General features: G+C 46.6%; 26 protein-coding genes, 1 tRNA gene and 1 pseudogene. 20 read left to right on the top strand and 8 right to left on the bottom strand.

Going from position 1 to position 23096, the window contains the following annotated elements:
* The first annotated feature begins 168 nt into the window (after positions 1 to 168).
* The gene (locus HMPREF2606_RS03155; RefSeq protein WP_070843299.1) at positions 169 to 861 is read left to right on the top strand and encodes a hypothetical protein; all 693 of its coding nucleotides are present in this window, start codon (positions 169 to 171) and stop codon (positions 859 to 861) included.
* A gap of 55 nt (positions 862 to 916) precedes the next feature.
* Here the strand turns inward: HMPREF2606_RS03155 and HMPREF2606_RS03160 are convergent, their stop codons facing one another.
* Together HMPREF2606_RS03160 and HMPREF2606_RS03165 are read right to left on the bottom strand one after the other, a co-directional pair.
* Positions 917 to 1246 (bottom strand): rhodanese-like domain-containing protein, encoded by a 330-nt coding sequence (locus HMPREF2606_RS03160; protein ID WP_070843300.1) that lies wholly within the window; start codon positions 1244 to 1246, stop codon positions 917 to 919.
* 52 nt (positions 1247 to 1298) lie between these two features.
* A complete protein-coding gene (locus tag HMPREF2606_RS03165; RefSeq protein ID WP_070843301.1) occupies positions 1299 to 1955 on the bottom strand; it encodes a protein-L-isoaspartate O-methyltransferase family protein in 657 nt (218 codons plus the stop codon).
* Positions 1956 to 2138: 183 nt separating this feature from the next.
* On the opposite strand from HMPREF2606_RS03165, the gene tpiA reads away from it, so the two are divergent.
* From tpiA to HMPREF2606_RS03190, 5 genes are all read left to right on the top strand, one after another.
* Entirely contained in the window at positions 2139 to 2912 is a 774-nt protein-coding gene (gene tpiA, locus HMPREF2606_RS03170) for a triose-phosphate isomerase (protein ID WP_004519014.1), read from the top strand.
* Positions 2913 to 2919: 7 nt separating this feature from the next.
* Positions 2920 to 3279, top strand: a complete 360-nt coding sequence (gene secG, locus HMPREF2606_RS03175) for a preprotein translocase subunit SecG (RefSeq protein WP_003683944.1) — start codon at positions 2920 to 2922, stop codon at positions 3277 to 3279.
* Between the two features lie 15 nt (positions 3280 to 3294).
* Positions 3295 to 3380, top strand: a tRNA-Leu gene (locus HMPREF2606_RS03180).
* Between the two features lie 90 nt (positions 3381 to 3470).
* A complete protein-coding gene (locus HMPREF2606_RS03185) occupies positions 3471 to 4028 on the top strand; it encodes a UbiX family flavin prenyltransferase (RefSeq protein ID WP_070843302.1) in 558 nt (185 codons plus the stop codon).
* A 53-nt stretch (positions 4029 to 4081) separates the two neighbouring features.
* Complete coding sequence (locus HMPREF2606_RS03190; protein WP_070843303.1) at positions 4082 to 4516, top strand: PNPOx family protein; 435 nt, start codon at positions 4082 to 4084, stop codon at positions 4514 to 4516.
* Between the two features lie 53 nt (positions 4517 to 4569).
* On the opposite strand, the gene ppk2 is transcribed toward HMPREF2606_RS03190, so the two are convergent.
* On the bottom strand, positions 4570 to 5499 hold the full coding sequence (gene ppk2 / locus HMPREF2606_RS03195; RefSeq protein ID WP_070583865.1) for a polyphosphate kinase 2: 930 nt from the start codon (positions 5497 to 5499) through the stop codon (positions 4570 to 4572).
* Positions 5500 to 5666: 167 nt separating this feature from the next.
* On the opposite strand from ppk2, the gene HMPREF2606_RS03200 reads away from it, so the two are divergent.
* The 11 genes from HMPREF2606_RS03200 to HMPREF2606_RS03245 all read left to right on the top strand — a co-directional run bounded on the left by HMPREF2606_RS03200 (position 5667) and on the right by HMPREF2606_RS03245 (position 15612).
* Complete coding sequence (locus tag HMPREF2606_RS03200) at positions 5667 to 7451, top strand: bifunctional chorismate-binding protein/class IV aminotransferase (protein ID WP_070843304.1); 1785 nt, start codon at positions 5667 to 5669, stop codon at positions 7449 to 7451.
* 101 nt (positions 7452 to 7552) lie between these two features.
* Positions 7553 to 8413, top strand: a complete 861-nt coding sequence (locus tag HMPREF2606_RS03205) for a ParB/RepB/Spo0J family partition protein (protein ID WP_070459768.1) — start codon at positions 7553 to 7555, stop codon at positions 8411 to 8413.
* 277 nt (positions 8414 to 8690) lie between these two features.
* Entirely contained in the window at positions 8691 to 9044 is a 354-nt protein-coding gene (locus tag HMPREF2606_RS10630) for an ATP synthase subunit I (RefSeq protein ID WP_083297179.1), read from the top strand.
* Positions 9034 to 9900, top strand: coding sequence for a F0F1 ATP synthase subunit A (gene atpB / locus HMPREF2606_RS03210; protein WP_070583867.1), 867 nt, complete (start codon positions 9034 to 9036; stop codon positions 9898 to 9900). Before HMPREF2606_RS10630 ends, atpB begins: the two co-directional genes overlap by 11 nt.
* A gap of 63 nt (positions 9901 to 9963) precedes the next feature.
* The gene (atpE, locus tag HMPREF2606_RS03215; RefSeq protein WP_003676106.1) at positions 9964 to 10200 is read left to right on the top strand and encodes a F0F1 ATP synthase subunit C; all 237 of its coding nucleotides are present in this window, start codon (positions 9964 to 9966) and stop codon (positions 10198 to 10200) included.
* A gap of 73 nt (positions 10201 to 10273) precedes the next feature.
* On the top strand, positions 10274 to 10744 hold the full coding sequence (locus tag HMPREF2606_RS03220) for a F0F1 ATP synthase subunit B (protein ID WP_004464459.1): 471 nt from the start codon (positions 10274 to 10276) through the stop codon (positions 10742 to 10744).
* A 4-nt stretch (positions 10745 to 10748) separates the two neighbouring features.
* Complete coding sequence (locus HMPREF2606_RS03225) at positions 10749 to 11282, top strand: F0F1 ATP synthase subunit delta (RefSeq protein ID WP_049328782.1); 534 nt, start codon at positions 10749 to 10751, stop codon at positions 11280 to 11282.
* Between the two features lie 10 nt (positions 11283 to 11292).
* On the top strand, positions 11293 to 12840 hold the full coding sequence (gene atpA / locus HMPREF2606_RS03230) for a F0F1 ATP synthase subunit alpha (protein WP_049331699.1): 1548 nt from the start codon (positions 11293 to 11295) through the stop codon (positions 12838 to 12840).
* A 24-nt stretch (positions 12841 to 12864) separates the two neighbouring features.
* Positions 12865 to 13740, top strand: a complete 876-nt coding sequence (gene atpG, locus HMPREF2606_RS03235) for a F0F1 ATP synthase subunit gamma (RefSeq protein ID WP_070712072.1) — start codon at positions 12865 to 12867, stop codon at positions 13738 to 13740.
* 38 nt (positions 13741 to 13778) lie between these two features.
* The gene (gene atpD, locus HMPREF2606_RS03240) at positions 13779 to 15176 is read left to right on the top strand and encodes a F0F1 ATP synthase subunit beta (RefSeq protein WP_003683789.1); all 1398 of its coding nucleotides are present in this window, start codon (positions 13779 to 13781) and stop codon (positions 15174 to 15176) included.
* Positions 15177 to 15186: 10 nt separating this feature from the next.
* Positions 15187 to 15612: a F0F1 ATP synthase subunit epsilon gene (locus tag HMPREF2606_RS03245; protein WP_049331696.1), complete on the top strand. Its 426-nt coding sequence runs from the start codon at positions 15187 to 15189 to the stop codon at positions 15610 to 15612.
* Positions 15613 to 15984: 372 nt separating this feature from the next.
* On the opposite strand, the pseudogene HMPREF2606_RS03250 reads toward HMPREF2606_RS03245, so the two are convergent.
* A pseudogene (locus HMPREF2606_RS03250) lies at positions 15985 to 16224 on the bottom strand (flotillin domain-containing protein); the annotation flags it as partial.
* A 293-nt stretch (positions 16225 to 16517) separates the two neighbouring features.
* Here HMPREF2606_RS03250 and HMPREF2606_RS03255 point away from each other — a divergent pair.
* Positions 16518 to 16862, top strand: a complete 345-nt coding sequence (locus HMPREF2606_RS03255) for a hypothetical protein (protein WP_070712074.1) — start codon at positions 16518 to 16520, stop codon at positions 16860 to 16862.
* A 55-nt stretch (positions 16863 to 16917) separates the two neighbouring features.
* A complete protein-coding gene (locus HMPREF2606_RS03260) occupies positions 16918 to 17328 on the top strand; it encodes a PepSY domain-containing protein (protein ID WP_070583870.1) in 411 nt (136 codons plus the stop codon).
* Positions 17329 to 17524: 196 nt separating this feature from the next.
* Here HMPREF2606_RS03260 and HMPREF2606_RS11040 read toward each other — a convergent pair whose 3' ends face one another.
* The gene (locus tag HMPREF2606_RS11040; RefSeq protein WP_168165898.1) at positions 17525 to 17674 is read right to left on the bottom strand and encodes a hypothetical protein; all 150 of its coding nucleotides are present in this window, start codon (positions 17672 to 17674) and stop codon (positions 17525 to 17527) included.
* A 171-nt stretch (positions 17675 to 17845) separates the two neighbouring features.
* On the opposite strand from HMPREF2606_RS11040, the gene polA reads away from it, so the two are divergent.
* Positions 17846 to 20662 carry a DNA polymerase I gene (polA, locus tag HMPREF2606_RS03265; RefSeq protein ID WP_070712075.1) on the top strand — a complete coding sequence of 939 codons (2817 nt, stop codon included), beginning with the start codon at positions 17846 to 17848 and terminating at the stop codon, positions 20660 to 20662.
* Positions 20663 to 20722: 60 nt separating this feature from the next.
* Here polA and HMPREF2606_RS03270 read toward each other — a convergent pair whose 3' ends face one another.
* Genes HMPREF2606_RS03270 through HMPREF2606_RS03280 form a run of 3 tightly spaced genes read right to left on the bottom strand, consistent with a single transcriptional unit; the run spans position 20723 to position 22733 of the window.
* Positions 20723 to 21346 carry a hypothetical protein gene (locus HMPREF2606_RS03270; RefSeq protein WP_070583872.1) on the bottom strand — a complete coding sequence of 208 codons (624 nt, stop codon included), beginning with the start codon at positions 21344 to 21346 and terminating at the stop codon, positions 20723 to 20725.
* Positions 21346 to 22029, bottom strand: coding sequence for a nucleotidyl transferase AbiEii/AbiGii toxin family protein (locus HMPREF2606_RS03275; protein ID WP_070583873.1), 684 nt, complete (start codon positions 22027 to 22029; stop codon positions 21346 to 21348). The genes HMPREF2606_RS03270 and HMPREF2606_RS03275 overlap by 1 nt, the downstream gene beginning before the upstream one ends.
* Positions 22026 to 22733, bottom strand: a complete 708-nt coding sequence (locus HMPREF2606_RS03280) for a hypothetical protein (RefSeq protein ID WP_070583874.1) — start codon at positions 22731 to 22733, stop codon at positions 22026 to 22028. Before HMPREF2606_RS03280 ends, HMPREF2606_RS03275 begins: the two co-directional genes overlap by 4 nt.
* Between the last annotated feature and the right edge of the window lie 363 nt (positions 22734 to 23096).

The following is a 23096-nucleotide window of genomic DNA, read 5'->3' on the forward strand; positions in this document are numbered from 1 at the left end:
GTAGATTGAAAAGGCCGTCTGAAACTGGATTTCAGACGGCTTTTTTTATTTTGAAATACAAATATTCTTGATAATCTGTATCATTTATATAAAAATATAGACTCCTATCAATATTGCCCGGATTTTATCGGGTAATCAACCCAATTACATTTTTATCAGGAGTCTGCAATGAAAACTATCCGTATTCTAGCATTGGCCGCTGCACTGGCCGCCGTGCCTGCATTTGCGTCTGATTTCGGCCATGAACAGGCATTGACCATAGACGGCAAGCCTGCCCATTTGGCAGAAACTTCAGCCCGTATTTTGGCAAATGAAACCCTGACTGCGCCGCAACTGGTCGAAGACATTACTGATGGATTCGGTTCGAAAAAAATTCCAGGTTATAAATTGATGATTATGGGCCGTACTTATTCGGTGGCGGCAGAAACCAAACCGCCGAAAGAGGGCCAAACTCAGTGGCGGGACAATACGTTCATTCATCGCGGCGTAAAACTGTTTGTTGGTATTCCGGTTAAAAACGGCAAGATGGATTTGGCAGCTGCCCGATTGATTAATATCGGCGTGGTTGACGATAACGGTGGTGCTGCGCCTCATGATGAGGGTGAAAAAATCCGTCCGGTCGGCAAACAGCTGATGTCTCCCGATACCAAAGTGGAAAATGCGAAACTCAATATTGCCAAACTGACGTTGCCAAATATGAAATTGGGTGAAACCAGTGGCGGTGGTGTGAAATTGGAAGCATCGGCAACATTGGATGGTAAGCCGATACAGACCAAAATCGACAGCACTTTCTCCCGCTTCTATTCCGCCAAACCAGCCGCTACACGGCCGTTTATGGCAGATGCACGGTTTGTGAAATAATCGTAAAGGCCGTCTGAAATCCTGCTTCAGACGGCCTTTTATTGATAAAACCGATTCAATACCGCATCATTTTGCTGTCCACCTGCATTGCCCAAGCATCAATACCGCCTTGCAGGTTGTAAAGGTTTTCAAATCCGACGTCTTCCAAATACATTGCCGTGTGCAGGCTGCGGATGCCGTGGTGGCAGTAAACGACGATGGGTAAATCGTCGTCGGGCAGCTCGTTTTGACGCAGGGGGATGAGGTTCATCGGGATATGAATGGCGGCGGGCAGGGTGCAGATGGCGCGTTCTTCATCGGTGCGGACGTCGAGCAGATGAAATGCGCGACCTTCGTCCTGCCATTGTTTCAATTCGGTGGGCGAGAGTTGGATGATGTCGGTCATAGGGTAGGGTATAAAAGTATGAGGCCGTCTGAACTTTCAGACGGCCTGTTGTTTAAAAATCGAAATTGCCGAACGGATTGGCCGATTTGTCTTCCAAGTGTGCTACGACGGTGTCGAACAATACCTTTTCGGAAAACTCATTGCCGTTGCGCGTCAGCAAAAGCGCGTGTTGTACCGGTTTGCGACCGACAATGACCACCATACGGCCACCGTCTTTCAGTTGCTCTTTCAGAATTTCAGGTACGCTGTCTACTGCGCCGCCCACATAAATCGCATCAAAAGGAGCGCCTTGAGATGCTTCGGTCAGGCCGTTGTTTTGCACATAATCGACGTTGGCAAAGCCCAATTCGTCCAAAATTTTTTTGGCGCGTTGCTGCTGCTCGGTGTCGATGTCGTCAGTGACGACTTTGCCGGCCAGTTTGGACAGCAGGGCGGTTGCATAGCCTGAGCCTGTACCGATTTCTAAGACAGTTTCGTCTTTTTTCAGTTTCAAACCTTGAGCCAGGCGGGCAACGACTTTGGGTTCCAACATCTTATGGCCGTTGGCCAGCGGCAGCTCCATATCCGCATAGGCCAAACCTTGAAAAGCCTCGCCGACAAAATGTTCGCGCTCGATCTCCTCCAAAGCATCCAAAATGTCGAAGTCCAAGACATCCCACGGACGAATCTGCTGTTCAACCATATTGAAACGCGCTTTTTCAAAGTCCATATTTGTGCTCCGTTCAATTCTTAATTTTATCGAAGCATACATTATAAATCCTTGTCGGAGAGTGTGCCATCTTTCAGACGGCCCCGGAGGCTTGTTAATAATTGCCAAGCGCACATATATCCACTAAACTTTCACATTACACGACGCTACGGCAAGCAACAACCAACACACGGAGCAATAAAGATGTATCACCAAATCGGAATGTGGGATCAAAAATGGGTTATCGGCAACTGGAAAATGAACGGCCGACTCCAAAACAACAATGCGCTTATGCACCGCTTCCGTGTCATGCCAACCGCAGAACGCGTATTAATCGGCCTGGCCGCTCCAACCGTTTATCTGTTGCAACTGCACAACGCCATGCAGATTGTTTTGAACAACCGCATCTTGACCTGTGCGCAAGACGTGAGCCGTTTCCCGAATAACGGCGCGTACACCGGCGAAGTGTCCGCCGAAATGCTTGCCGACATCGGTACGGACATCGTCCTTATCGGCCACTCCGAGCGCAGCCTTTATTTCGGCGAGAAAAACGAAATTCAACGCCGCAAAATGGAAAACGTCCTCAACGTCGGCCTGATTCCATTGTTGTGCGTCGGCGAAAGCCTGGAAGAACGCGAAGCCGGCAAAGAACACGAAGTCATTGCCCACCAGCTTTCCATCCTGCAAGGTTTGAACACCAAAAACATTGCCGTTGCCTACGAGCCGGTTTGGGCGATCGGTACAGGCAAAGTCGCCACTGTCGAACAAATTGCCGACATGCACGCATTTATCTACAAAGAAATCTTGTCTTTGTGCGGAAGCGATGTTAAAATCCGCGTTCTTTACGGCGGAAGTGTGAAAGCGGATAACGCAGCCGACATCTTCGCAGTACCTCATGTAGACGGCGCATTGGTTGGTGGCGCGTCATTATCATATGACTCCTTTACCGCCATCATCAACGCAGCACAAGCCTCGTAGAAAACATATGGAAGCCTTTAAAACCCTTATCTGGATCATTAATATTATTTCCGCTTTAGCCGTAATCGTGTTAGTATTGTTGCAACACGGTAAAGGCGCGGATGCCGGCGCAACGTTCGGTTCCGGCAGCGGTAGCGCGCAAGGCGTATTCGGTTCTGCCGGTAATGCCAACTTCCTCAGCCGCTCAACTGCCATTGCCGCAACATTTTTCTTTGCGACCTGCATGGCGATGGTGTATATTCACACCCACTCCAGTAAGCACGGTTTAGACTTCAGCGATGTAAAGCAGACCCAGCAAGCTCCTAAGCCTGCAACGCCTGCACAAAACAATACAACTCCTGTTGCTCCGAATCCTCAGCAGCAGTAAGACAATTTGATTTATGCCGACATGGTGGAATTGGTAGACACGCTATCTTGAGGGGGTAGTGGCCGTAGGCTGTGCGAGTTCAAATCTCGCTGTCGGCACCACATTAGAAAATCTAACCGCTTTTTAGCGGTTATTTTTTCGTCTTGAGAATCTGCCTTTCATTTATCTTTAGGCCGAGACAGGGAAATACAATGAAGCGTTTGGTTGTCGGCATCAGCGGTGCCAGCGGTTTTCAGTATGGCGTGAAGGCTTTGCAGCTTTTGCGTGAGCATCAGGTAGAAACGCATTTGGTGGTTTCACAAGGGGCGGAAATGACCCGTACTTTGGAAACGGATTACACCAAAGAAGACGTTTATGCTTTGGCAGATGTCGTGCATTCCATCCGTAATGTCGGGGCAAGCATTGCCAGCGGTTCGTTTTTGACGGACGGAATGTTGATTGCGCCGTGTTCAATGAAAACTTTGGCTTCGGTTGCTCACGGGTTTGCCGATAATTTGCTCAGCCGTGCGGCGGATGTAACGTTGAAAGAGCGGCGCAGGCTGGTGTTGATGGTGCGTGAAGCGCCGTTAAACTTGGCGCACATTGAAAATATGCGCCGCGTGACAGAGATGGGCGGTATCGTGTTTCCTCCCGTTCCGGCTTTATATCAGAAGCCTGAATCCATCGAAGATATGATTACACACAGCGTCTCTCATGCTTTGGACTTGTTCGGCATCATTCAAAACGATGTGCCGCGCTGGCAGGGCTGATGTTTCAGACGGCCTGAGCATAATTTCGTCTACTGCGAAGGAAGATAAAAACCATGCAAACGATTCCTGTCAATATAGTGAAGTTTTTGAGCAATCATCATGTCGTCAGTATTGCTGCTGCGGAAGAGGGCGAAGTTTGGGCAGCTTGCTGTTTTTATGTGTTTGATGAGGTGAATGCCCGATTGATTGTGCTGACATCTTTGAAAACGAAGCATGGCGGAATGATGAGTCGTTCTGCCAAAGTAGCCGGTACCATTGCCGGACAACCTGACAGCATCGCAAAAATCAGCGGCATTCAGTTTGCGGCGACTGCCGCTTTGATTGAGGATGAAGCGGATTTGAAAGCGGCGCAGTCTTTGTATTACAAAGCGCATCCTGCTGCTCGAGTGATGAAAAGCGATGTTTGGGCATTGAATTTGGACAGTTTGAAATTCACTGACAATAAATTGGTATTCGCACAAAAAACGTACTGGAATCGCGAGGATTAAGAAAAGGCCGTCTGAAAGATGAAATTTCAGACGGCCTTTGGTAATGTTACAAATTAATCGTGTCCGAGATCGACAGTTTTGTCTTTGTAACGTGTATCGGGAACCAAAACGATTTTCTCGTCCACTTTGCCGATGGCTTTCACGTCTTTGCCCGGATAGTCCAGCTGATGCAGGAAGTAGCGGATACAGTTCAAACGTGCACGTTTTTTGTCATCGGAACGGATGATGACCCAAGGCGCGTCGCCGGTGTGGGTGTGGAAGAACATGGCGTTTTTGGCTTCGGTGTAGTCGTCCCAGCGGTCGAGCGACTGGATATCCACAGGGGACAGTTTCCAGTGTTTCAGGGGGTCGTCGCGGCGGGAGATGAAGCGGCGGAGTTGTTCTTCACGAGATACGGAGAACCAGAATTTGAACAGATGGATGCCGCTGGCAACCAGCATACGTTCCAATTCAGGGGTTTGACGCATGAAGAGCAGGTATTCGTTAGGTTCGCAGAAGCCCATTACGCGTTCTACGCCGGCACGGTTGTACCATGAGCGGTCGAAGAATACCATTTCGCCTGCGGTCGGCAGGTTTTGGATGTAGCGTTGGAAATACCATTGGCCGCGTTCGGTAGTGGTTGGTTTTTCCAAAGCAACCACGCGCGCGCCACGTGGATTCAGGTGTTCCATGAAGCGTTTGATGGTACCGCCTTTACCGGCTGCGTCGCGGCCTTCAAACAGGCTGACGATACGCTGACCGGAATCTTTAACCCAGCTTTGTACTTTCAACAATTCGATTTGCAGCTTCTGTTTTTCTTTTTCGTAAACAGAGCGGCGCATACGTTGTTTGTACGGGTAGTTGGCAGGAAGCGGTGCGCTGCTGGAATCTTCGTCAGTGCCGCGTCCTTCGTGTTCCAAAACAGCCTTTTCGAATACTTGCAGCTGGTCTTGTTTCTCGCCCAGTTCAACATTCTCGAACGGTTCTAATTGGTGGTCTGCCATAAAGTCTCCTTATCGATTAAGTTTTAAATGATATGGTTTGGTATGACTTGATTTTACCTCTTTATGCTGTGTTAGCCTACATAAAATTACACATAAGCGATTTTTTTCGGCTTGTTTGATAATTTTTGTAAAAACAGCGTATAATCAGCCTATTTGTATAATACATCATGCCTTATTTCGCCCTGTTCGACGATGCGGTAAGCGGTCGTGCAAAACTCTATCAAAATCATGTGGAAAGCTGCCTTTTTCATCATAACGAACTGGCGTCGTTGGAAGATGTTTTGCAGGCAGGTTGGAAAAAAGGCCTGCATGCAGTGTTGTTTGCAGACTACGAATTCGGATTGCCACTGATGGATATTTCATCCGCGCGCAGTGGCAATTTGCGTTTGCACTGGTTTGCTGATTATGCAGAAATCGATACCGAAAGCTGGCTGGCTAATCATTCAGACGGCCTTGAGGCAGGCATCTCCACTCCCCGATTCTCTGTATCCGAAGCCGATTATCTCGAGCATATCCGTCAAATCCACGAAGCCATCCGCCGCGGCGATACTTATCAAATCAATTACACCGCACGCCTGCACCTGCAAACTTACGGCAATCCGATTCAGCTTTACCGCCGTTTGCGTCAGCCTGTGCCATATGCCGTGTTGTCTTGTCTGCCCGACGGGGCAGGGCAGGATGCGTGGACTTTGTGTTTTTCTCCCGAACTTTTCCTCAAAATCTATTCAGACGGCCTGATCACAACCGAGCCGATGAAAGGTACTGCGCCGATTCTTCACGATGGGAAAGATGAACGCCGCGCCGTTGAATTGCGAAACGACCCGAAAAACCGTGCCGAAAACGTGATGATTGTCGATTTGTTGCGCAACGACCTCGGCAAAATCGCGCAAACGGGCAAAGTACGTGTGCCTGAACCGTTTAAAGTTTCCCGTTTCGGCAGTGTTTGGCAGATGACCAGTGCCATCGAGGCGCAGGCGCTGCCTGATGTTTCGGTTTCTGATATTTTCCGTGCAGCCTTCCCGTGCGGCAGTATTACTGGTGCGCCCAAACGCATGAGTATGCAGATTATTGAGTCTCTTGAATCCGAACCGCGTGGTTTATACACAGGCAGCATCGGCTTTTTGCATCCGTGCGATACGGGTTTGGGGTTTGAAGGTGTGTTCAATGTCGTGATTCGCACATTATCCCTGAAGCCGGTTTCAGACGGCCTTTATCAAGGTGTTTATGGTGTGGGTTCGGGGATTGTGATTGATAGCGATCCTGAAGCCGAATATCGTGAGTGCGGTTGGAAGGCGCGTTTTCTCAATGACTTGCGGCCTGATTTCAGTATTTTTGAAACCATGCGCGTGCAAGACAAACAATGCCGTTTGCTCGATTTGCATTTAGGCCGTCTGAAAATTTCGGCACAAGCGCTCAACCTGCTTTGGCCTCAAAATGCGGCAGAGCAAATTCAACACTATATAGATGCGTTGCCAAGTGGGTTATTTAGAGTTAAAGCCGCTTTGTTTTCAGACGGCCTTGCATTGAGCCATGCGGCTGTTTCTGAATTGGATGGGCAGCAATACGTCATCTTGAGTGAGCACACATTAAGTCAACGCGATTATCTGCGCCGCTTCAAAACCACGCGCCGTGAAATTTTTGACCAAGCATGGAAAACGGCAGAAGGGCAGGGTGCATTTGACAGCCTGTTTTTCAATTCAGACGGTCTGTTGTTAGAGGGTGGAAGAAGCAATGTGTTTGTCAAATATCAAGGACAATGGCTCACGCCGTCTTTGGATTTGGATATTTTGAACGGAGTAATGCGCCAAGCGGTATTGAAGCAGCCGCAGCTATATTTAGGTGTGGATACAATCAAGGAAACCCACATCACGCGCGCAATGTTGGAAAACGCGGAAGAAATCCGCTTGAGTAATGCTTTAAGGGGCGTGTTTGCGGTTTCGCTCCGTAAATAAATGGCAATAGCCAAATCATAGTGATTCAAATTGTCGTCAAGCGGCAATATCCGATAGAATACGTCATTTCAACAATGAGGCCGTCTGAAAGGGAAAACAATATGGCAAAAGCAAAAGGTGGATTGGGACGCGGTTTGGATTCGCTGATTTCCAATGCAGTGGACAGCAGCAGTAGCGACCGCCTGACAACGGTTGCCATCGCCGATATTCAGCCCGGCCGCTATCAGGCGCGTGTGCAAATGGATGACGAAGCCTTGCAGGAACTGGCTGACTCCATTAAAGCGCAAGGCATTATCCAGCCGGTTATCGTACGCGAACGTGGTCTGTCTCAATATGAATTGATTGCCGGCGAACGCCGTTGGCGCGCTTCTCAGTTGGCCGGTTTGACCGAAATTCCCGTCGTCATCAAAACTATCAGCGACGAAACCGCGTTGGCCATGGGTTTGATTGAAAACCTGCAACGTGAAAATCTCAATCCGATTGAAGAAGCGCAAGGTTTGAAACGCCTTGCCGACGAATTCGGCCTGACTCACGAAACCATCGCAAAAGCCGTCGGTAAAAGCCGTAGTGCCATCTCCAACAGCCTGCGCCTGTTGAGCCTGCCTGAGCCGGTTCAGGAAATGCTTTACCAACGCCGTCTGGAAATGGGTCATGCCCGCGCGTTGCTGACCTTGCATGTGGTTGACCAATTGGAGTTGGCGCAAAAAGCCGTCAAAAACGGCTGGTCGGTACGCGAAGTAGAACGCCGCAGCCAGTTGGCACATCAAAAAGCCAAGCCTGAAGCAGCCAAAACCATCAGCCCGGATATCCGCCGTATTAATGATGCCCTGACCGAGCGTTTGGGTGTCAATGCCGAAGTCAAAACCAGCAATCAGAAAAAAGGCAAAATTGTACTGCATTTTGATACGCCGGAAACATTTGAATACCTGCTGAAACAGTTAGGCATTAATCAAGAGTTTTAACGGTTTTATAAACAGGCCGTCTGAAAAAAGTTTTTCAGACGGCCTGAATTTTTGAGAAAAGGACTGATCGTACAGATGTTTACAATACAAATCAAAATCTTCTGTAAAATCTGTGTAGCAACATGTAATTTGTGTTAAACTCCGTTTCTGCAAAGATTTGTTTTATATGTGTTAATCATTTATCTGTGAAAGGTTCACAAAGATTAACATATTGCTTGACGTTAACAAACTTCTTGATTATATTAATTTACCTTGCGTTTTTGGGGTGTGGAGTAAAATGAATCAGATAGTCCCATTGCAAGTGATTGTATTGTTAATAATTTCAGTTGTTTGTGCATTATTTTCCGGATTGCCCGGCTTCCTCTCTGCTTTGGCGGGAGGATTTTCGTACATTTTGCCTACCCTGTTTGCAGTTTTACTTTTAAAGTTTTCCCGACGAAATCCCGATCTGCAAAGTTCGATGTTTATCGGCGGAGAGGTTTTAAAAGTAGTGCTGTCGCTGGTATCTATGTCGGTCGTTTTTGCGATATGGCATCGATCACTGGTATTTTACCCATTTTTATTGGCGTTTCTTGGCGTCAGTCATTTGGTTTTTTTAGTATTGTTGAGAGTGAAACACTATGGCAGGTGAAACTATGACCGCTGCCGACTACATCAAGCACCACTTGCAAAGCTTGACCAGTATGTCGGATGTTACTCAGGGTCAAGGACTGAAAAACATCGCTGATTTTTCGTTCATTAACCTTGATGCAATCTTTTTTGCTGTTCTGTTAGGCGTAATCGGCAGCTTTCTTTTGTGGCGCGGTGCCCAAAAAGCAACTGCTGGCGTGCCCGGTCGTTTTCAGGCGGCTGTTGAAATTCTGTTCGAATTCGTGGATAACATGTGTAAGAGCATTATCCATAACGAACAATCGCGTAAAGCCGTTGCTCCTTTGGGTTTGACCCTGTTTGTCTGGATTTTCCTGATGAACGCCATGGATATGTTGCCGGTTGATTTGCTGCCGATGGCATGGCAAGGCATTACCGGTAATCATCATGCACTGTTGCGCGTTGTACCGACTGCTGACTTGAATACAACTTTGGCTTTGGCAATTGGCGTATTGTTGGTATGTATTTATTACAATATCAAAATCAAAGGCTTTGGCGGTTGGATTCACGAATTGTTCAGCGCACCTTTTGGCCCGATACTCGCTCCGGCCAACTTCCTGCTGAACTTGGTAGAGTTTTTGTCCAAAACCGTATCCCACGGTATGCGGTTGTTTGGTAATATGTATGCCGGTGAGCTGGTGTTCCTGTTGATCGCTTTGTTGGGTGGCGCATGGGCGTCAACCGGTAGTATCGAAACTTTGGATCCAATTTTATTTGTATTCCACCTGATTGCCGGTTTGGCTTGGGCGATTTTCCACATTTTGGTTATCACCTTGCAGGCATTTATTTTCATGGCGTTGGCGTTCGTATATATCGGACAAGCGCATGATGCACACTAATCAAGTAGTTTTTTCGTAGTTTGTTTTTGTAGTTTAACCTTTACTATCTTAAGGAGTTTAAAAATGGGTTTGATTGCTATCGCATGTGGTTTGATCGTTGCCTTGGGTGCATTGGGTGCCTCTATCGGTATCGCAATGGTTGGTTCTAAATACTTGGAATCTTCTGCTCGTCAACCTGAGCTGATCGGTCCTCTGCAAACCAAACTGTTCTTGATCGCTGGTCTGATTGATGCGGCCTTCTTGATCGGTGTGGCTATTGCCCTGTTGTTCGCCTTCGTTAACCCGTTTGGTGCTGCGTAATCAAGACGGAGTGATCCGTTCAGATACAGGCTTATGGTCTGTTTGATTAACCCAGATACGAAGGTTAAGTAACGTGAATATTAATGCAACCTTATTTGCGCAAATCCTGGTTTTCTTTGGCTTGGTTTGGTTTACGATGAAATTCGTATGGCCTCCGATTGCCAAAGCATTGGATGAGCGTGCCGCAAAAATCGCCGAGGGCTTGGCTGCTGCCGAGCGCGGTAAGAGCGATTTTGAGCAGGCAGAGAAAAAAGTTGCAGAACTTATGGCCGAAGGGCGTAATCAGGTAACCGAAATGGTTGCCAACGCCGAAAAACGTGCTGCAAAAATTGTAGAAGAAGCCAAAGAGCAAGCTTCTCATGAAGCAGCACGCATTGCAGCCCAAGCAAAAGCTGATGTGGAGCAAGAAGTTAACCGTGCGCGCGAAGTGTTGCGTGAACAGGTTGCTACACTGGCTGTTAAAGGTGCGGAATCTATCTTGCGTAAAGAAGTTGATGCTTCCAAACATGCAGATTTGCTCAGTACCTTAAAACAGGAGCTGTAATCTTATGGCAGAGTTCGCAACGATTGCCAGACCTTATGCGAAAGCATTATTTAGTCTGGCTCAGGAAAAAAACCAAATCGAGTCTTGGTTGGGCGAACTGAAAGAACTCGCAGCGGTTGTTCAAGATGAGAAAGTTATTGCTCTCATCGAGCAACCGGAAACGGGAGCTTCCGAAAAAGCAGAAACGCTCAAAGGTCTTGTCGGTATCAAAAATGTCGAATTGGCAAATTTCATTACCGTTTTGGCCGAGCAAAAGCGTTTGCTGGTATTGCCGGAAATTTATGCCCAATATCAAGATTTGACCTTGATACACAACAATACGAAATCGGCAGTAATTTACAGCGCGTATGAACTCAGTTCTCAGCAGCTGGCCGATGTTACCGATATCCTGACAAAACGCTTCAATAGCAAATTGGATGTGGTAGCTAAAGTTGCCCCTGAATTAATCGGCGGCATCAAAGTAGAAGTGGGTGATCAGGTCTTGGATTTGTCCGTACAAGGCAAACTGAATGCTTTGTATGCGACTATGACAAATTAGGAGAGTTTTCATGCAGCTTAATCCTGCTGAAATTAGCGATTTGATTAAAGCCAAAATCGAAAATCTGTCCGTCAATACAGAAGTGCGTACCCGTGGTACCGTTGTTTCTGTTACAGACGGCATTGTGCGCATTCATGGCTTGTCAGACGCGATGCAAGGTGAGATGCTCGAATTCCCCGGTAACACTTTCGGTCTGGCCATGAACTTGGAGCGTGACTCCGTCGGTGCCGTAGTGTTGGGTGAGTACGAACACATTAAAGAAGGCGATACAGTTACCTGTACCGGCCGTATTTTGGAAGTGCCGATCGGTCGTGAACTGGTTGGCCGCGTGGTTGATGCATTGGGTCGTCCTATCGATGGTAAAGGTCCAATCAACACAACATTGACTGCTCCAATCGAAAAAATTGCACCAGGTGTGATTGCGCGTAAATCGGTTGACCAACCAATGCAAACCGGCCTGAAAGCCATTGACTCTATGGTTCCGGTTGGTCGTGGCCAACGTGAGCTGATTATTGGTGACCGTCAAACCGGTAAAACTGCCGTAGCACTGGATGCCATCGTTAACCAAAAAGGTACAGGCGTTATCTGTATCTATGTGGCTATCGGTCAAAAAGCATCTTCTATTGCCAACGTAGTACGCAAATTGGAAGAGCATGGCGCGATGGAGCATACCATCGTGGTTGCTGCAACTGCTTCTGAAGCCGCTGCACTGCAATATATCGCTCCTTACTCCGGTTGTACCATGGGTGAATTCTTCCGTGACCGTGGTGAAGATGCGTTGATCGTATACGATGACTTGTCTAAACAAGCCGTTGCATACCGCCAAATTTCTCTGCTGTTGCGCCGTCCTCCTGGCCGTGAAGCATATCCCGGCGACGTATTCTACCTGCACTCCCGTCTGTTGGAACGTGCGGCCCGCGTCAGCGAAAACGAAGTTGAAAAACTGACCAATGGCGAAGTAAAAGGCAAAACCGGTTCTCTGACTGCGTTGCCAATTATTGAAACCCAAGCCGGTGACGTATCAGCATTCGTACCAACCAACGTAATTTCGATTACAGACGGCCAAATCTTCTTGGAAACCGACTTGTTCAACGCCGGTATCCGTCCTGCAATCAATGCCGGTATTTCCGTATCGCGCGTAGGTGGTGCAGCACAAACCAAAGTCATCAAAAAACTGGGTGGCGGTATTCGTTTGGCGTTGGCACAGTACCGTGAATTGGCGGCGTTCTCGCAATTTGCTTCCGATTTGGACGAAGCAACACGAAAACAGCTGCAACACGGTGAAGTGGTTACTGAATTGATGAAACAAAAACAATTCAGCACATTGAACACTGCCGAAATGGCATTGACTTTGTGGGCGATCAACAACGGTTCTTACGCAGATGTTCCGGTATCCAAAGCCTTGGCTTTCGAAGCAGAATTCCTGAGTTTCGTACGTACGCAACATCCTGAGGTTCTGGAAGCGATTAATGCATCAGGCGCAATGTCTGACGAAAGCGAAAAAGCATTGACCGAAGCCATGAAATCTTTCAAATCTTCTTACGCTTACCAAGCATAAGTATTGAGATGAAAGGAGTCTGAAATGGCAGTCGGAAAAGAGATTCTCACCAAAATCCGTAGTGTTCAAAATACCCAAAAGATCACTAAAGCGATGCAAATGGTGTCGACCTCTAAAATGCGGAAGACTCAAGACCGGATGCGCTTAGCGCGTCCGTACGCCGAAAAAGTGCGTACAGTGATGAGCCATCTTGCACAGACCAATACCGATCATGGTATCAAATTGTTGGAGCCACACCGCGAAGTGCGTCGTGCCGGTTTCATTTTGATTACCTCGGATAAAGGTTTGTGCGGCGGCTTGAACGCAAACGTACTGAAAAAGTTTTTGGCGCAAGTTCAAGAGTATCAGGAACAAGGCATCGAAGTCGAAGTCGTGTGCCTGGGTAGTAAAGGTTTGGCTGCATGCCAAAGTATCGGTTTGAATGTTATTGCCAGTGCAACCAATTTGGGTGATACCCCAAAAATGGAATTGCTGCTCGGCCCTCTGACCGAAATCTTCCAACGTTATGAGAAGCATGAATTAGACCGTATCCATATGGTTTACTCACGTTTCGTCAATACAATGCGCCAAGAGCCGCGTATGGAAGTTTTGCTGCCTATCGGTGAAAACGTTATTGACGACGGAACAGGTCATTCTTCATTTACTTGGGAATACCTCTACGAGCCGAGTCCTATCGCCGTATTGGAATATTTGGTTCGCCGCTATTTAGAGTCTGTGGTTTATCAGGCATTGAGCGATAACATGGCATCTGAACAAGCTGCGCGTATGGTAGCGATGAAAGCCGCAACCGACAACGCAGGCAATGCCATCAAAGAATTGCGCTTGGTGTACAACAAATCGCGTCAAGCCGCGATTACCACAGAATTGTCAGAAATTGTAGCAGGTGCAGCGGCAGTTTAATGCCGTCTGAAGCCTGAACAGGAAATTAGGATACGATAATGAGCCAAGGCAAAATCGTACAAGTTATTGGTGCGGTGGTTGACGTGGAATTTCCACGCGACGCTATCCCGCATGTTTACGATGCCCTGAAATTGGACGAGAACGGTCTGACTCTGGAAGTTCAACAGCTTCTGGGTGATGGCGTTGTCCGTACTATTGCAATGGGTAGTTCAGACGGCCTGAAACGCGGCATGTCTGTAAGCAATACTGGTGCGCCAATCACTGTGCCGGTAGGTAAAGGTACATTGGGTCGTATTGTCGACGTATTGGGTACACCTGTTGATGAAGCAGGTCCGATCGATACCGACAAGAGCCGTGCCATTCACCAAACTGCTCCAAAATTCGATGAGTTGTCTTCAACTACCGAATTGTTGGAAACCGGTATTAAGGTGATTGACTTGCTGTGTCCGTTTGCTAAGGGCGGTAAAGTAGGTCTGTTCGGTGGTGCCGGTGTGGGCAAAACCGTGAACATGATGGAATTGATCAACAACATCGCCAAAGCGCACAGCGGTCTGTCCGTGTTCGCAGGCGTGGGTGAACGTACCCGTGAAGGTAACGACTTCTACCACGAGATGAAAGATTCCAACGTATTGGATAAAGTAGCCATGGTGTATGGCCAAATGAACGAACCTCCAGGCAACCGTCTGCGCGTTGCTTTGACCGGTTTGACTATGGCTGAATACTTCCGTGACGAAAAAGACGAAAACGGTAAAGGTCGCGACGTATTGTTCTTCGTTGACAACATCTACCGTTACACTCTGGCCGGTACCGAAGTATCTGCACTGTTGGGCCGTATGCCTTCTGCAGTGGGTTACCAACCGACATTGGCCGAAGAAATGGGTCGTTTGCAAGAGCGTATTACCTCTACCCAAACCGGTTCCATTACTTCCATCCAAGCCGTATATGTACCTGCGGATGACTTGACTGACCCGTCTCCAGCGACAACTTTCGCCCACTTGGACGCGACCGTCGTATTGAGCCGTGATATTGCATCTTTGGGTATTTACCCGGCAGTTGACCCGCTTGACTCCACTTCACGCCAATTGGATCCGATGGTATTGGGTCAAGAGCACTACGACGTAGCGCGCGGTGTACAGTCTACTCTGCAAAAATACAAAGAATTGCGCGACATTATCGCCATTCTGGGTATGGACGAATTGTCTGACGAAGACAAACTGACTGTGATGCGTGCCCGTAAAATTCAACGCTTCCTGTCTCAACCGTTCCACGTTGCCGAAGTATTTACCGGTTCTCCAGGCAAATACGTTTCATTGCGTGACACCATCGCCGGCTTTAAAGCCATCTTGAACGGCGAATACGACCATCTGCCTGAACAAGCGTTCTATATGGTAGGCGGCATCGAAGAAGCGGCTGAGAAAGCGAAAACCTTAAACTAAGGAGGCCGGCATGAGCACCATGCAAGTTGAAGTGGTTAGTAGCGAGCAAAACATCTATTCGGGCGAGGCCAGCTTTGTGGTGGTTCCGACCGTTCAAGGTGAGCTTGGTATTTATCCACGACACGAGCCGATTATGAGTTTGGTACGCCCCGGCGCATTGCGTTTGACTGTTCCGGGTGAAGCTGAAGAAGTGCTGGTTGCCGTTTCCGGTGGCGTTTTAGAAGTACAGCCTGATAAGATTACCGTATTGGCAGACGTTGCCGTTCGCAGTACAGAAATGGATCAGGCGCGTGCTGAAGCAGCTAAAAAAGCAGCCGAGGCAGGTGTTTCTGCAGCCAAAGATGATAAATCTCTGGCCGAAGCGCACAAAGCATTGGCAGCAGCCATTGCCCAGCTGAAAACTTTGGACTACCTTCGTTCGCAAAAAAACAAGTAATGTGGGTTCATCAAGAAAAAGCACAACGAAATGTTGTGCTTTTTTATTTGCCTGAAGATAAGCGGTTTGATATTGAAATGTCGATAGATGAGTAGATGGCAAGTTTGAAATCGAAACGGTAGAACAGGTTTTTATGATTAAATTATTGGTGGATCATCATTGAAGTAGTTAGCCTTGTGATTCACATTTAAAATAGCCCACCCAATCTTTATTATCCTCAAAAAAATAGATTGGATGATTCCTAATTTATTGCAATTGCAATAGAATTGAATTTATCAGTATTGAAAATATTAGCGTTTTTCTGAGCTCGCATATAAAAAAGGCTGTCTGAAAAGTTTCAGACGGCCTTTAAATCATTATTACGGCATTCGTTTATGATTGGTCGATGGTTTTATCCAGTCCTTGGGTCAGACCGTTGATGTCGCCACCATTTAGTCCCAACTCTTTCAAGAGACCGTCAACCAACGGAGCTTGGCTGCGGTAACGCAGGGCACTGTTGACCATTTGGTCTGCAAGGCTGGCTTGTGTGGCTTGGCCGGCTGAAACATCTTCCGCACCGTTTGCACCACCGGCAAAGCCACCCAGACCATTGACTTGCAAAATCTTGATGTCTCGATTTTTTCCATTGGGCAGATTCCCAATACTACTCCCACAACGCATTGAAAATGTCCGGTGTGCAATAGAATTCGACTCATTCGATAAATTCGTCCCAATCCTTAAATATTACAAAGTAAAGCAATACTGCGGTTATCAAGCCGAGCAAGATGGCACAAATCATTAAATCCCCCTATTTTCAGATGATCTGTGCGTACCGTAAAGAAAGGCCGTCTGAAAACGCTCCTAATTTTTCCCTAAGTCCTGCGTGTTTAAATGTCTATACCGACAACAGACACAAAGGGAACGGAATGAAACATTCTGAGTCGCAATATACAAAACCGTCCAACCTGCTTTTGAAGAAATTACTATTTCCAGTCGCCGTTGTTTGCGCCATTTTTCTTGCAACAGAAGGTTTCGATCTTTACGAAGACTACGCCCAATACCGTATGGAGACAGATCCGGCGTTCGCGCAATACCACGACCGCGCTTTGTCTATCCTGCATAACAGAGGCTATGAAGTCCACGATTCTGACACGGACCTACATTGGGCAAGACCTGTTTTGGAATTTGAGGCCTACAAAGGCAGCTTGGAATACAAAATCGTGATGTCTTATCCCGATTTGAACATTATCGAAGAACGCGTTGATTTATAATCAGCTTCCGAATATTCCTTATTTGACTTACCCCTACGTCCCGAAAGGATACGATATGAAAAAACTTTTATCAGCATTACTCTTAGGCAGTATCGCACTGACCGCTTGTGCCGCCCCTAATTCTTACAACTATGATGACAACTATCGTACTGATCGCACCGACCGCTACGAGCAGCGTTATGATCGTCATGATGACCGTTATGACGACTACCGTTACCGCGACGGCAAGTATTACGATGATGATTACATCGAATACAAAATTTACAGCGATCCGTCTTTCGAGCAAAAACGTGCACAAGTGATGCGGATACTTGAACAACGCGGTTACATCGTGCATGAAATTGAAGCCGACGATCATATTGGCCGTCCCGTACTGAAAGCTGAAGGCTTCAAAAACGGACACGAATACGACATCATCTTTTCATGGCCTGACCTGAAGATTATCAGCGAACATATCGACTATTGATTTGTTCCGCCACACGCCGCAAGGATAAGCTCCTCGCGGCGTTTTTCTTTTCAGACGACCTTTCTGACAAAGAAGGTCGTCTGAAAACTTGACTTATTTTATATAATGAAGAAATGCAATCAGATTTTCATAAACATCCAAGCCCAAAAAACATACACAATGAGAAAAGGACGATGTTTGAGGAAATTTTTAAACTTTATCCGGGATGCGCCAAGCACGTCGGCTTGAGCAATTCACAGATTTTTTCAGATGGCGTATTCGCACCTTCCATTTTGCGTTCAGCAATAAAATCAGCATCTTCTTGAGCAATGCGCATACTGATTGAGATACGGTTCGTTGCTTTCATATTCGTTTGTTTTGGTTTGTATTCATTTGAATAAAAATATCCAATATGGGATTCTGGGGCGCAATGCTTAAAACCGTATATTTAAGGCCGTCTGAAACCTTATTTTCGGTTTTCAGACGGCCTTTTCCTTTATAATCCGTACATTATTTTCATACACACAGCAGGTTCTCCATGTCCAATAAACCCACACTCCTTCTCGTTGACGGCTCTTCTTATCTTTACCGCGCCTATCATGCCATGGGGCAGAATTTGTCTGCGCCCGACGGCGCGCCGACGGGGGCGATGTATGGCGTGTTGAACATGCTGCGCCGGTTGCGGGCAGATTATGTGCACGACTATTGCGCGGTGGTGTTTGACGCTAAGGGCAAAAATTTTCGCCACGAGATGTTCCCCGACTATAAGGCGACGCGCCCGCCGATGCCGGACGATTTGCGCCCGCAGGCGGAAGCCTTGCCGGATTTGGTGCGGTTGATGGGCTGTCCGGTACTGGTGATTCCGCAAGTCGAAGCGGACGACGTTATCGGCACGCTGGCGGCGATGGCAGGCGAAGCAGGTTGGAATGTGGTGGTATCCACCGGCGATAAGGATATGGCGCAGTTGGTGAACGAGCGCGTGACGCTGGTGAACACGATGAGCGGCGAAACGCTGGACATTGAAGGCGTGAAGGAAAAATTCGGTGTGCGCCCCGACCAAATCCGCGATTATCTCGCACTGATGGGCGACAAGGTGGACAACGTGCCGGGCGTGGAGAAGTGTGGACCAAAAACGGCGGTGAAGTGGCTGGAAGCCTACGGCTCGCTGGCTGGCGTGATGGAACACGCTGCGGAAATCAAGGGCAAGGTCGGCGAAAACCTGCAAGCCGCGCTGCCCCAACTGCCGCTTTCGTATGATTTGGTGACGATTAAAACCGATGTGGACTTGCACCCGGAGCTTTCAGACGGCCTCGAAAGCCTGCGCCGCACTTCGCCGAAATGGTCGCAGCTTGCGGTCGATTTCAAACGCTGGGGCTTCCGCACTTGGCTGAAGGAAGCAGAAAGCCGTATGCACGAAGCGGCGGACGGCGATTTGTTCGGCAGCGATACGATAGGCGAACAGGCTGCGTTGGACATGGAAACGTCGTCTGAAAAAATCAGAGAACATGCCCCCGCGCCTGAAAAGCTGGATTATCAAGCCGTTACCACCGAAGCGCAGTTTGCCGCTTTGTTAGACAAACTGTCGCAAGCGGACACAATCGGCATCGATACGGAAACCACCTCCCTAGACGCGATGAACGCCTCGCTGGTCGGCATCAGTATTGCGTTTCAAGCAGGCGAAGCGGTTTACATCCCCGTAGGCCACAGCCTGACCGCCACGCCCGAACAGCTTGATTTACAAGACGTATTAGGTCGTCTGAAACCGCATTTGGAAAACCCTGCCCTGAAAAAAATCGGGCAAAACCTCAAATACGACCAACACGTTTTCGCCAACTACGGCATCGCCCTGAACGGCATTGCCGGCGACGCCATGCTTGCTTCCTACATCATCGAGAGCCATCTCGGACACGGCTTGGACGAATTGTCCGAACGCTGGCTCGGCTTGGAAACCATTACCTACGAATCGCTGTGCGGCAAAGGCGCGAAGCAAATCAGTTTTGCCGATGTCGCCATCGGGCAGGCGACCGAATACGCCGCCCAAGACGCCGATTTCGCCCTGCGCCTCGAAGCACACCTGCGCGCGCAAATGGACGACAAACAGCTTGAAATGTATGAAAAAATGGAGCTGCCCGTCGCGCAGGTATTGTTTGAAATGGAACGCAACGGCGTGCAAATCGACCGCGCCGAACTCGCCCGCCAAAGCGCAGAACTCGGCGCCGAGCTGATGAAGCTCGAACAAGAAGCCTACGCCGCCGCAGGCCAGCCGTTCAACCTCAACTCGCCCAAACAGCTGCAAGAAATCCTGTTCGACAAAATGGGCATCCCCACCAAAGGCCTGAAAAAAACCGCCAAAGGCGGCATTTCCACCAACGAAGCCGTGCTCGAACAGCTCGCGCCCGACTACCCCCTGCCCAAAATCATCCTGCAAAACCGCAGCCTGGCGAAACTCAAATCCACCTACACCGACAAACTGCCCGAAATGATTTCGCCCAAAGACGGCCGCGTACATACCACCTACGCCCAAGCCGTCGCCATTACCGGCCGTCTCGCCAGCAACAACCCCAACCTGCAAAACATCCCCATCCGTACCGCCGAAGGCCGCCGCGTGCGCCGCGCCTTTACCGCACCGCAAGGCAGCGCCATCGTTTCCGCCGACTATTCCCAAATCGAGCTGCGCATCATGGCGCACCTCTCCGGAGACAAAACCCTCATCGCCGCGTTCCAAAACGGCGAAGACGTACACCGCCGCACCGCCGCCGAAGTATTCGGCATCGCCCCCGAAAACGTCTCGCCCGAACAACGTCGCTACGCCAAAACCATCAACTTCGGCCTGATTTACGGCATGGGTCAATACGGCCTTGCCAAATCATTGGGTATCGACAACATCTCCGCCAAAAACTTTATCGACCGCTACTTCGCCCGCTATCCCGGCGTCGCCGAATACATGCAACGCACCAAAGAACAAGCCGCCGCGCAAGGCTTCGTCGAAACCCTGTTCGGCCGCCGCCTCTACCTGCCCGACATCCGCAACAAAAACGCCAACGCCCGCGCCGGAGCCGAACGCGCCGCCATCAACGCCCCCATGCAAGGCACCGCCTCCGACCTCATCAAACGCGCCATGATAGACGTGTTCCATTGGTTGAATTCAGAGTGCGAAGCCTCCCCATGGGACTGCCTGCAAAGCAAACTGATTATGCAGGTGCATGACGAATTGGTATTGGAAGTACCCGAAGCCGAACTGGATTTAGTCAAAGAAAAACTGCCGCAGATTATGGCGAAAGTGGACGAAGGGATGTTGAACGTGCCGCTGGTAGCAGAAGTGGGCGTGGGTATGAATTGGGAAGAAGCGCATTGATGCTTATATGAATGAAATGCCGCCTGAAAATTTCAGACGGCATTTCATTCAAGATATAATTCAAAATATACTAAAATTTATTGTTGTATCACTAGTCTCTAGTGTTTCAACATCTAGTTCTAATATTAATAATTGACTATGATCATCAGACTGATTCATATTTTCTTTCCAATATCCATCGCTTCCCAAACAATAACTTTCCTTTTGGTCTAAAATAAATTCTTGTTTACAAATTTCTCCAATTGACTTCTTTGTACGAAATGATTGGGTAACATAGTGTTCCAATCCAGATATAACATGTGGTTCCGTTAACCATTTCCATTCGTTATTTATTTTATGGCCAAATCTACAATCACCAAGATTAAAACTTTGTGTTTGGAAATTTTCCTTATTAACAATCAATATGTGTAGAGATGCTATTTGATTTGGCAATTTGTTTGGCATGCCTACCTCTCTGACATATGATTCCTTTGCATGTTGCAATATGCTTAAAATATTTCGATTTTCTGAATATAATTCTTTCGCAATAACCTCTAAAATATATTTAATAAAATTTTGAGATTCAATTTCCTCCTTTGCATCCCCAATTATAAATACATAGCAATTAGAATAATTACAAAAAACGCCATAATCGCTATTACATTTTCTATCTTTCCCTTGATAACTTCTCCAAATTACTTTCATTATAATTCCAATATTCTGCAAATCTTATCTTCAACATTTGGATAGTCATATAATTTATATAAAAAGAAATTTTCGTTATTTAATATCTTAAGTTGCTCTTGAATAAATTCTATAACATTATTATCTATAGATTTAAAATTAAAAAGTTCTTCGTAAATTTGGTTTCGCCCATCTAACACAATCAAGATATCCTCAAGATCTTTACTTCCAAGAATGTCTCTATTACCTCGATTGTTGTATGCTTCAAATTTAGTTGCTAAAAAATAAATTGGGTGAATCAATTTAATTATAAATTCATCTAATGGATAATTTTCAGCCGTTTCAAAAGCTATCGGATACCATTTATTTTCAAAACCTAAAATAGCGTTTGTTGGCATTAGATCTATTAAGATATTCTCTAATTTCATTCTGCATATTGGTCCTTCCTCATCTTCTAAGCCAAGCTCTTTAAATCCGCAACTTTTTAATTCTTCTTGGAAGTGTCTGTATTCACCATGTGTTAATACAGAAATAATCAAGTCTACGTCTTCTGTACTGCGAATTTCTTCTTGACTTACATCATCTACAAATAAACAAGTTGTACAGCCTCCTACAAAAACAATTTTTTCTCTTAATGAAGGTGTTAACTTCGATACTACTTTTTTCAGCATATCAAAATGTAATTCACTTGCCGTATTCATCATTTTCCCATAAAAATATCTTTTAATTGCTCAAATGCTACTTGTTTTTCCCTAGGTGCATTGAGCCTAATTGAATCTACCAGCACTAATAATTCATATAGCAGGGGGTCTTTTACCGCAGCATATGGGACTGTCTTATATAGTGGTTCAATAGCATCCCCTACTACTGTACCATTAGCATCTCCCCACACCATCGGAAGTTTTTTGCCTGATATAATGTTCTCATACAAAAAAGGTGATGAATATGAAATAGGTATTCCTCTAACATTACCTATTTTTTTTATAGGGAAAAAAAATCTTAATGCAGGGATTACAACATTCAGGAGATCTTGTGTATTTACATAGGGTATTCTATCTCGAATCAGTAGCAATTTTAAATCAATACATCTTTTTAATGAAAGACTAATTTGAGATTTGCTAATACCTGTACTTTTTTCCAATGATAAAAGTGAATATTTATTCTCATCGAAAAGACTATTGAAATCTATTTTTGAATATAAATTTTCAATTTCACCATAATACTTATTCAAGTAATAGTTGTTATATTTTGATTCCTTATTTTTATAAATAATATTTAAATAATACTGCTTCTTCTGCTGTTCAGTAAGAAATTCCGATTTCACCATTTTTTTGTTTGTAAGGTCAATTTTTTCGTAGTAGGAGAGACTAAATATTTTCAATAGTAGCAGAATATCTTGACTTTTCATGATAAAAACTCCTTGATTTTTTCAAATTATAAAACAGAAATATTTTTTTTCCTAGGAATTAGGAAAAAATTTTCAGGAAGCCTGTTGATAACCTGTGTATAATTTACTTTATAAATTTTAATAAATGTCTTATTGTTTTCAATAAATCCTACTGATTTTTCCTCTTAATCCCGTTTATATCAGCTACCTTAAAGTTAAAACTATTAAACTGGAACTACGTATGTATATCAACACGAATATGGTAATGCTTAATGTCTGAGGCCGTCTGAAAATCCTTAAACATTTTCAGACGGCCTTTTTTATGCCGATTCTCTATATTCTATTCGCCGTATGCTTTTATTCTCGGCCTTTTGTCTCTTTTTT

The organism is Neisseria sp. HMSC070H10, from assembly GCF_001837635.1.
GTDB lineage: Bacteria > Pseudomonadota > Gammaproteobacteria > Burkholderiales > Neisseriaceae > Neisseria > Neisseria subflava_A.

Bases quoted from the DNA above. Each gene is read 5' to 3' on its own strand.
- HMPREF2606_RS03280 (WP_070583874.1), bottom strand. From the start codon at position 22,733: ATGAAAAGTCAAGATATTCTGCTACTATTGAAAATATTTAGTCTCTCC.
- HMPREF2606_RS03205 (WP_070459768.1), top strand. From the start codon at position 7,553: ATGGCAAAAGCAAAAGGTGGATTGGGACGCGGTTTGGATTCGCTGATT.
- HMPREF2606_RS03275 (WP_070583873.1), bottom strand. From the start codon at position 22,029: ATGATGAATACGGCAAGTGAATTACATTTTGATATGCTGAAAAAAGTA.
- HMPREF2606_RS03190 (WP_070843303.1), top strand. From the start codon at position 4,082: ATGCAAACGATTCCTGTCAATATAGTGAAGTTTTTGAGCAATCATCAT.
- atpE (WP_003676106.1), top strand. From the start codon at position 9,964: ATGGGTTTGATTGCTATCGCATGTGGTTTGATCGTTGCCTTGGGTGCA.
- HMPREF2606_RS03165 (WP_070843301.1), bottom strand. From the start codon at position 1,955: ATGGACTTTGAAAAAGCGCGTTTCAATATGGTTGAACAGCAGATTCGT.
- atpA (WP_049331699.1), top strand. From the start codon at position 11,293: ATGCAGCTTAATCCTGCTGAAATTAGCGATTTGATTAAAGCCAAAATC.
- HMPREF2606_RS03260 (WP_070583870.1), top strand. From the start codon at position 16,918: ATGAAAAAACTTTTATCAGCATTACTCTTAGGCAGTATCGCACTGACC.
- HMPREF2606_RS03160 (WP_070843300.1), bottom strand. From the start codon at position 1,246: ATGACCGACATCATCCAACTCTCGCCCACCGAATTGAAACAATGGCAG.
- ppk2 (WP_070583865.1), bottom strand. From the start codon at position 5,499: ATGGCAGACCACCAATTAGAACCGTTCGAGAATGTTGAACTGGGCGAG.
- HMPREF2606_RS03185 (WP_070843302.1), top strand. From the start codon at position 3,471: ATGAAGCGTTTGGTTGTCGGCATCAGCGGTGCCAGCGGTTTTCAGTAT.
- HMPREF2606_RS10630 (WP_083297179.1), top strand. From the start codon at position 8,691: ATGAATCAGATAGTCCCATTGCAAGTGATTGTATTGTTAATAATTTCA.
- HMPREF2606_RS03255 (WP_070712074.1), top strand. From the start codon at position 16,518: ATGAAACATTCTGAGTCGCAATATACAAAACCGTCCAACCTGCTTTTG.
- HMPREF2606_RS03200 (WP_070843304.1), top strand. From the start codon at position 5,667: ATGCCTTATTTCGCCCTGTTCGACGATGCGGTAAGCGGTCGTGCAAAA.
- atpG (WP_070712072.1), top strand. From the start codon at position 12,865: ATGGCAGTCGGAAAAGAGATTCTCACCAAAATCCGTAGTGTTCAAAAT.
- HMPREF2606_RS03225 (WP_049328782.1), top strand. From the start codon at position 10,749: ATGGCAGAGTTCGCAACGATTGCCAGACCTTATGCGAAAGCATTATTT.
- HMPREF2606_RS03155 (WP_070843299.1), top strand. From the start codon at position 169: ATGAAAACTATCCGTATTCTAGCATTGGCCGCTGCACTGGCCGCCGTG.
- polA (WP_070712075.1), top strand. From the start codon at position 17,846: ATGTCCAATAAACCCACACTCCTTCTCGTTGACGGCTCTTCTTATCTT.
- HMPREF2606_RS03270 (WP_070583872.1), bottom strand. From the start codon at position 21,346: ATGAAAGTAATTTGGAGAAGTTATCAAGGGAAAGATAGAAAATGTAAT.
- atpD (WP_003683789.1), top strand. From the start codon at position 13,779: ATGAGCCAAGGCAAAATCGTACAAGTTATTGGTGCGGTGGTTGACGTG.
- atpB (WP_070583867.1), top strand. From the start codon at position 9,034: ATGGCAGGTGAAACTATGACCGCTGCCGACTACATCAAGCACCACTTG.
- HMPREF2606_RS11040 (WP_168165898.1), bottom strand. From the start codon at position 17,674: ATGAAAGCAACGAACCGTATCTCAATCAGTATGCGCATTGCTCAAGAA.
- tpiA (WP_004519014.1), top strand. From the start codon at position 2,139: ATGTATCACCAAATCGGAATGTGGGATCAAAAATGGGTTATCGGCAAC.
- HMPREF2606_RS03245 (WP_049331696.1), top strand. From the start codon at position 15,187: ATGAGCACCATGCAAGTTGAAGTGGTTAGTAGCGAGCAAAACATCTAT.
- secG (WP_003683944.1), top strand. From the start codon at position 2,920: ATGGAAGCCTTTAAAACCCTTATCTGGATCATTAATATTATTTCCGCT.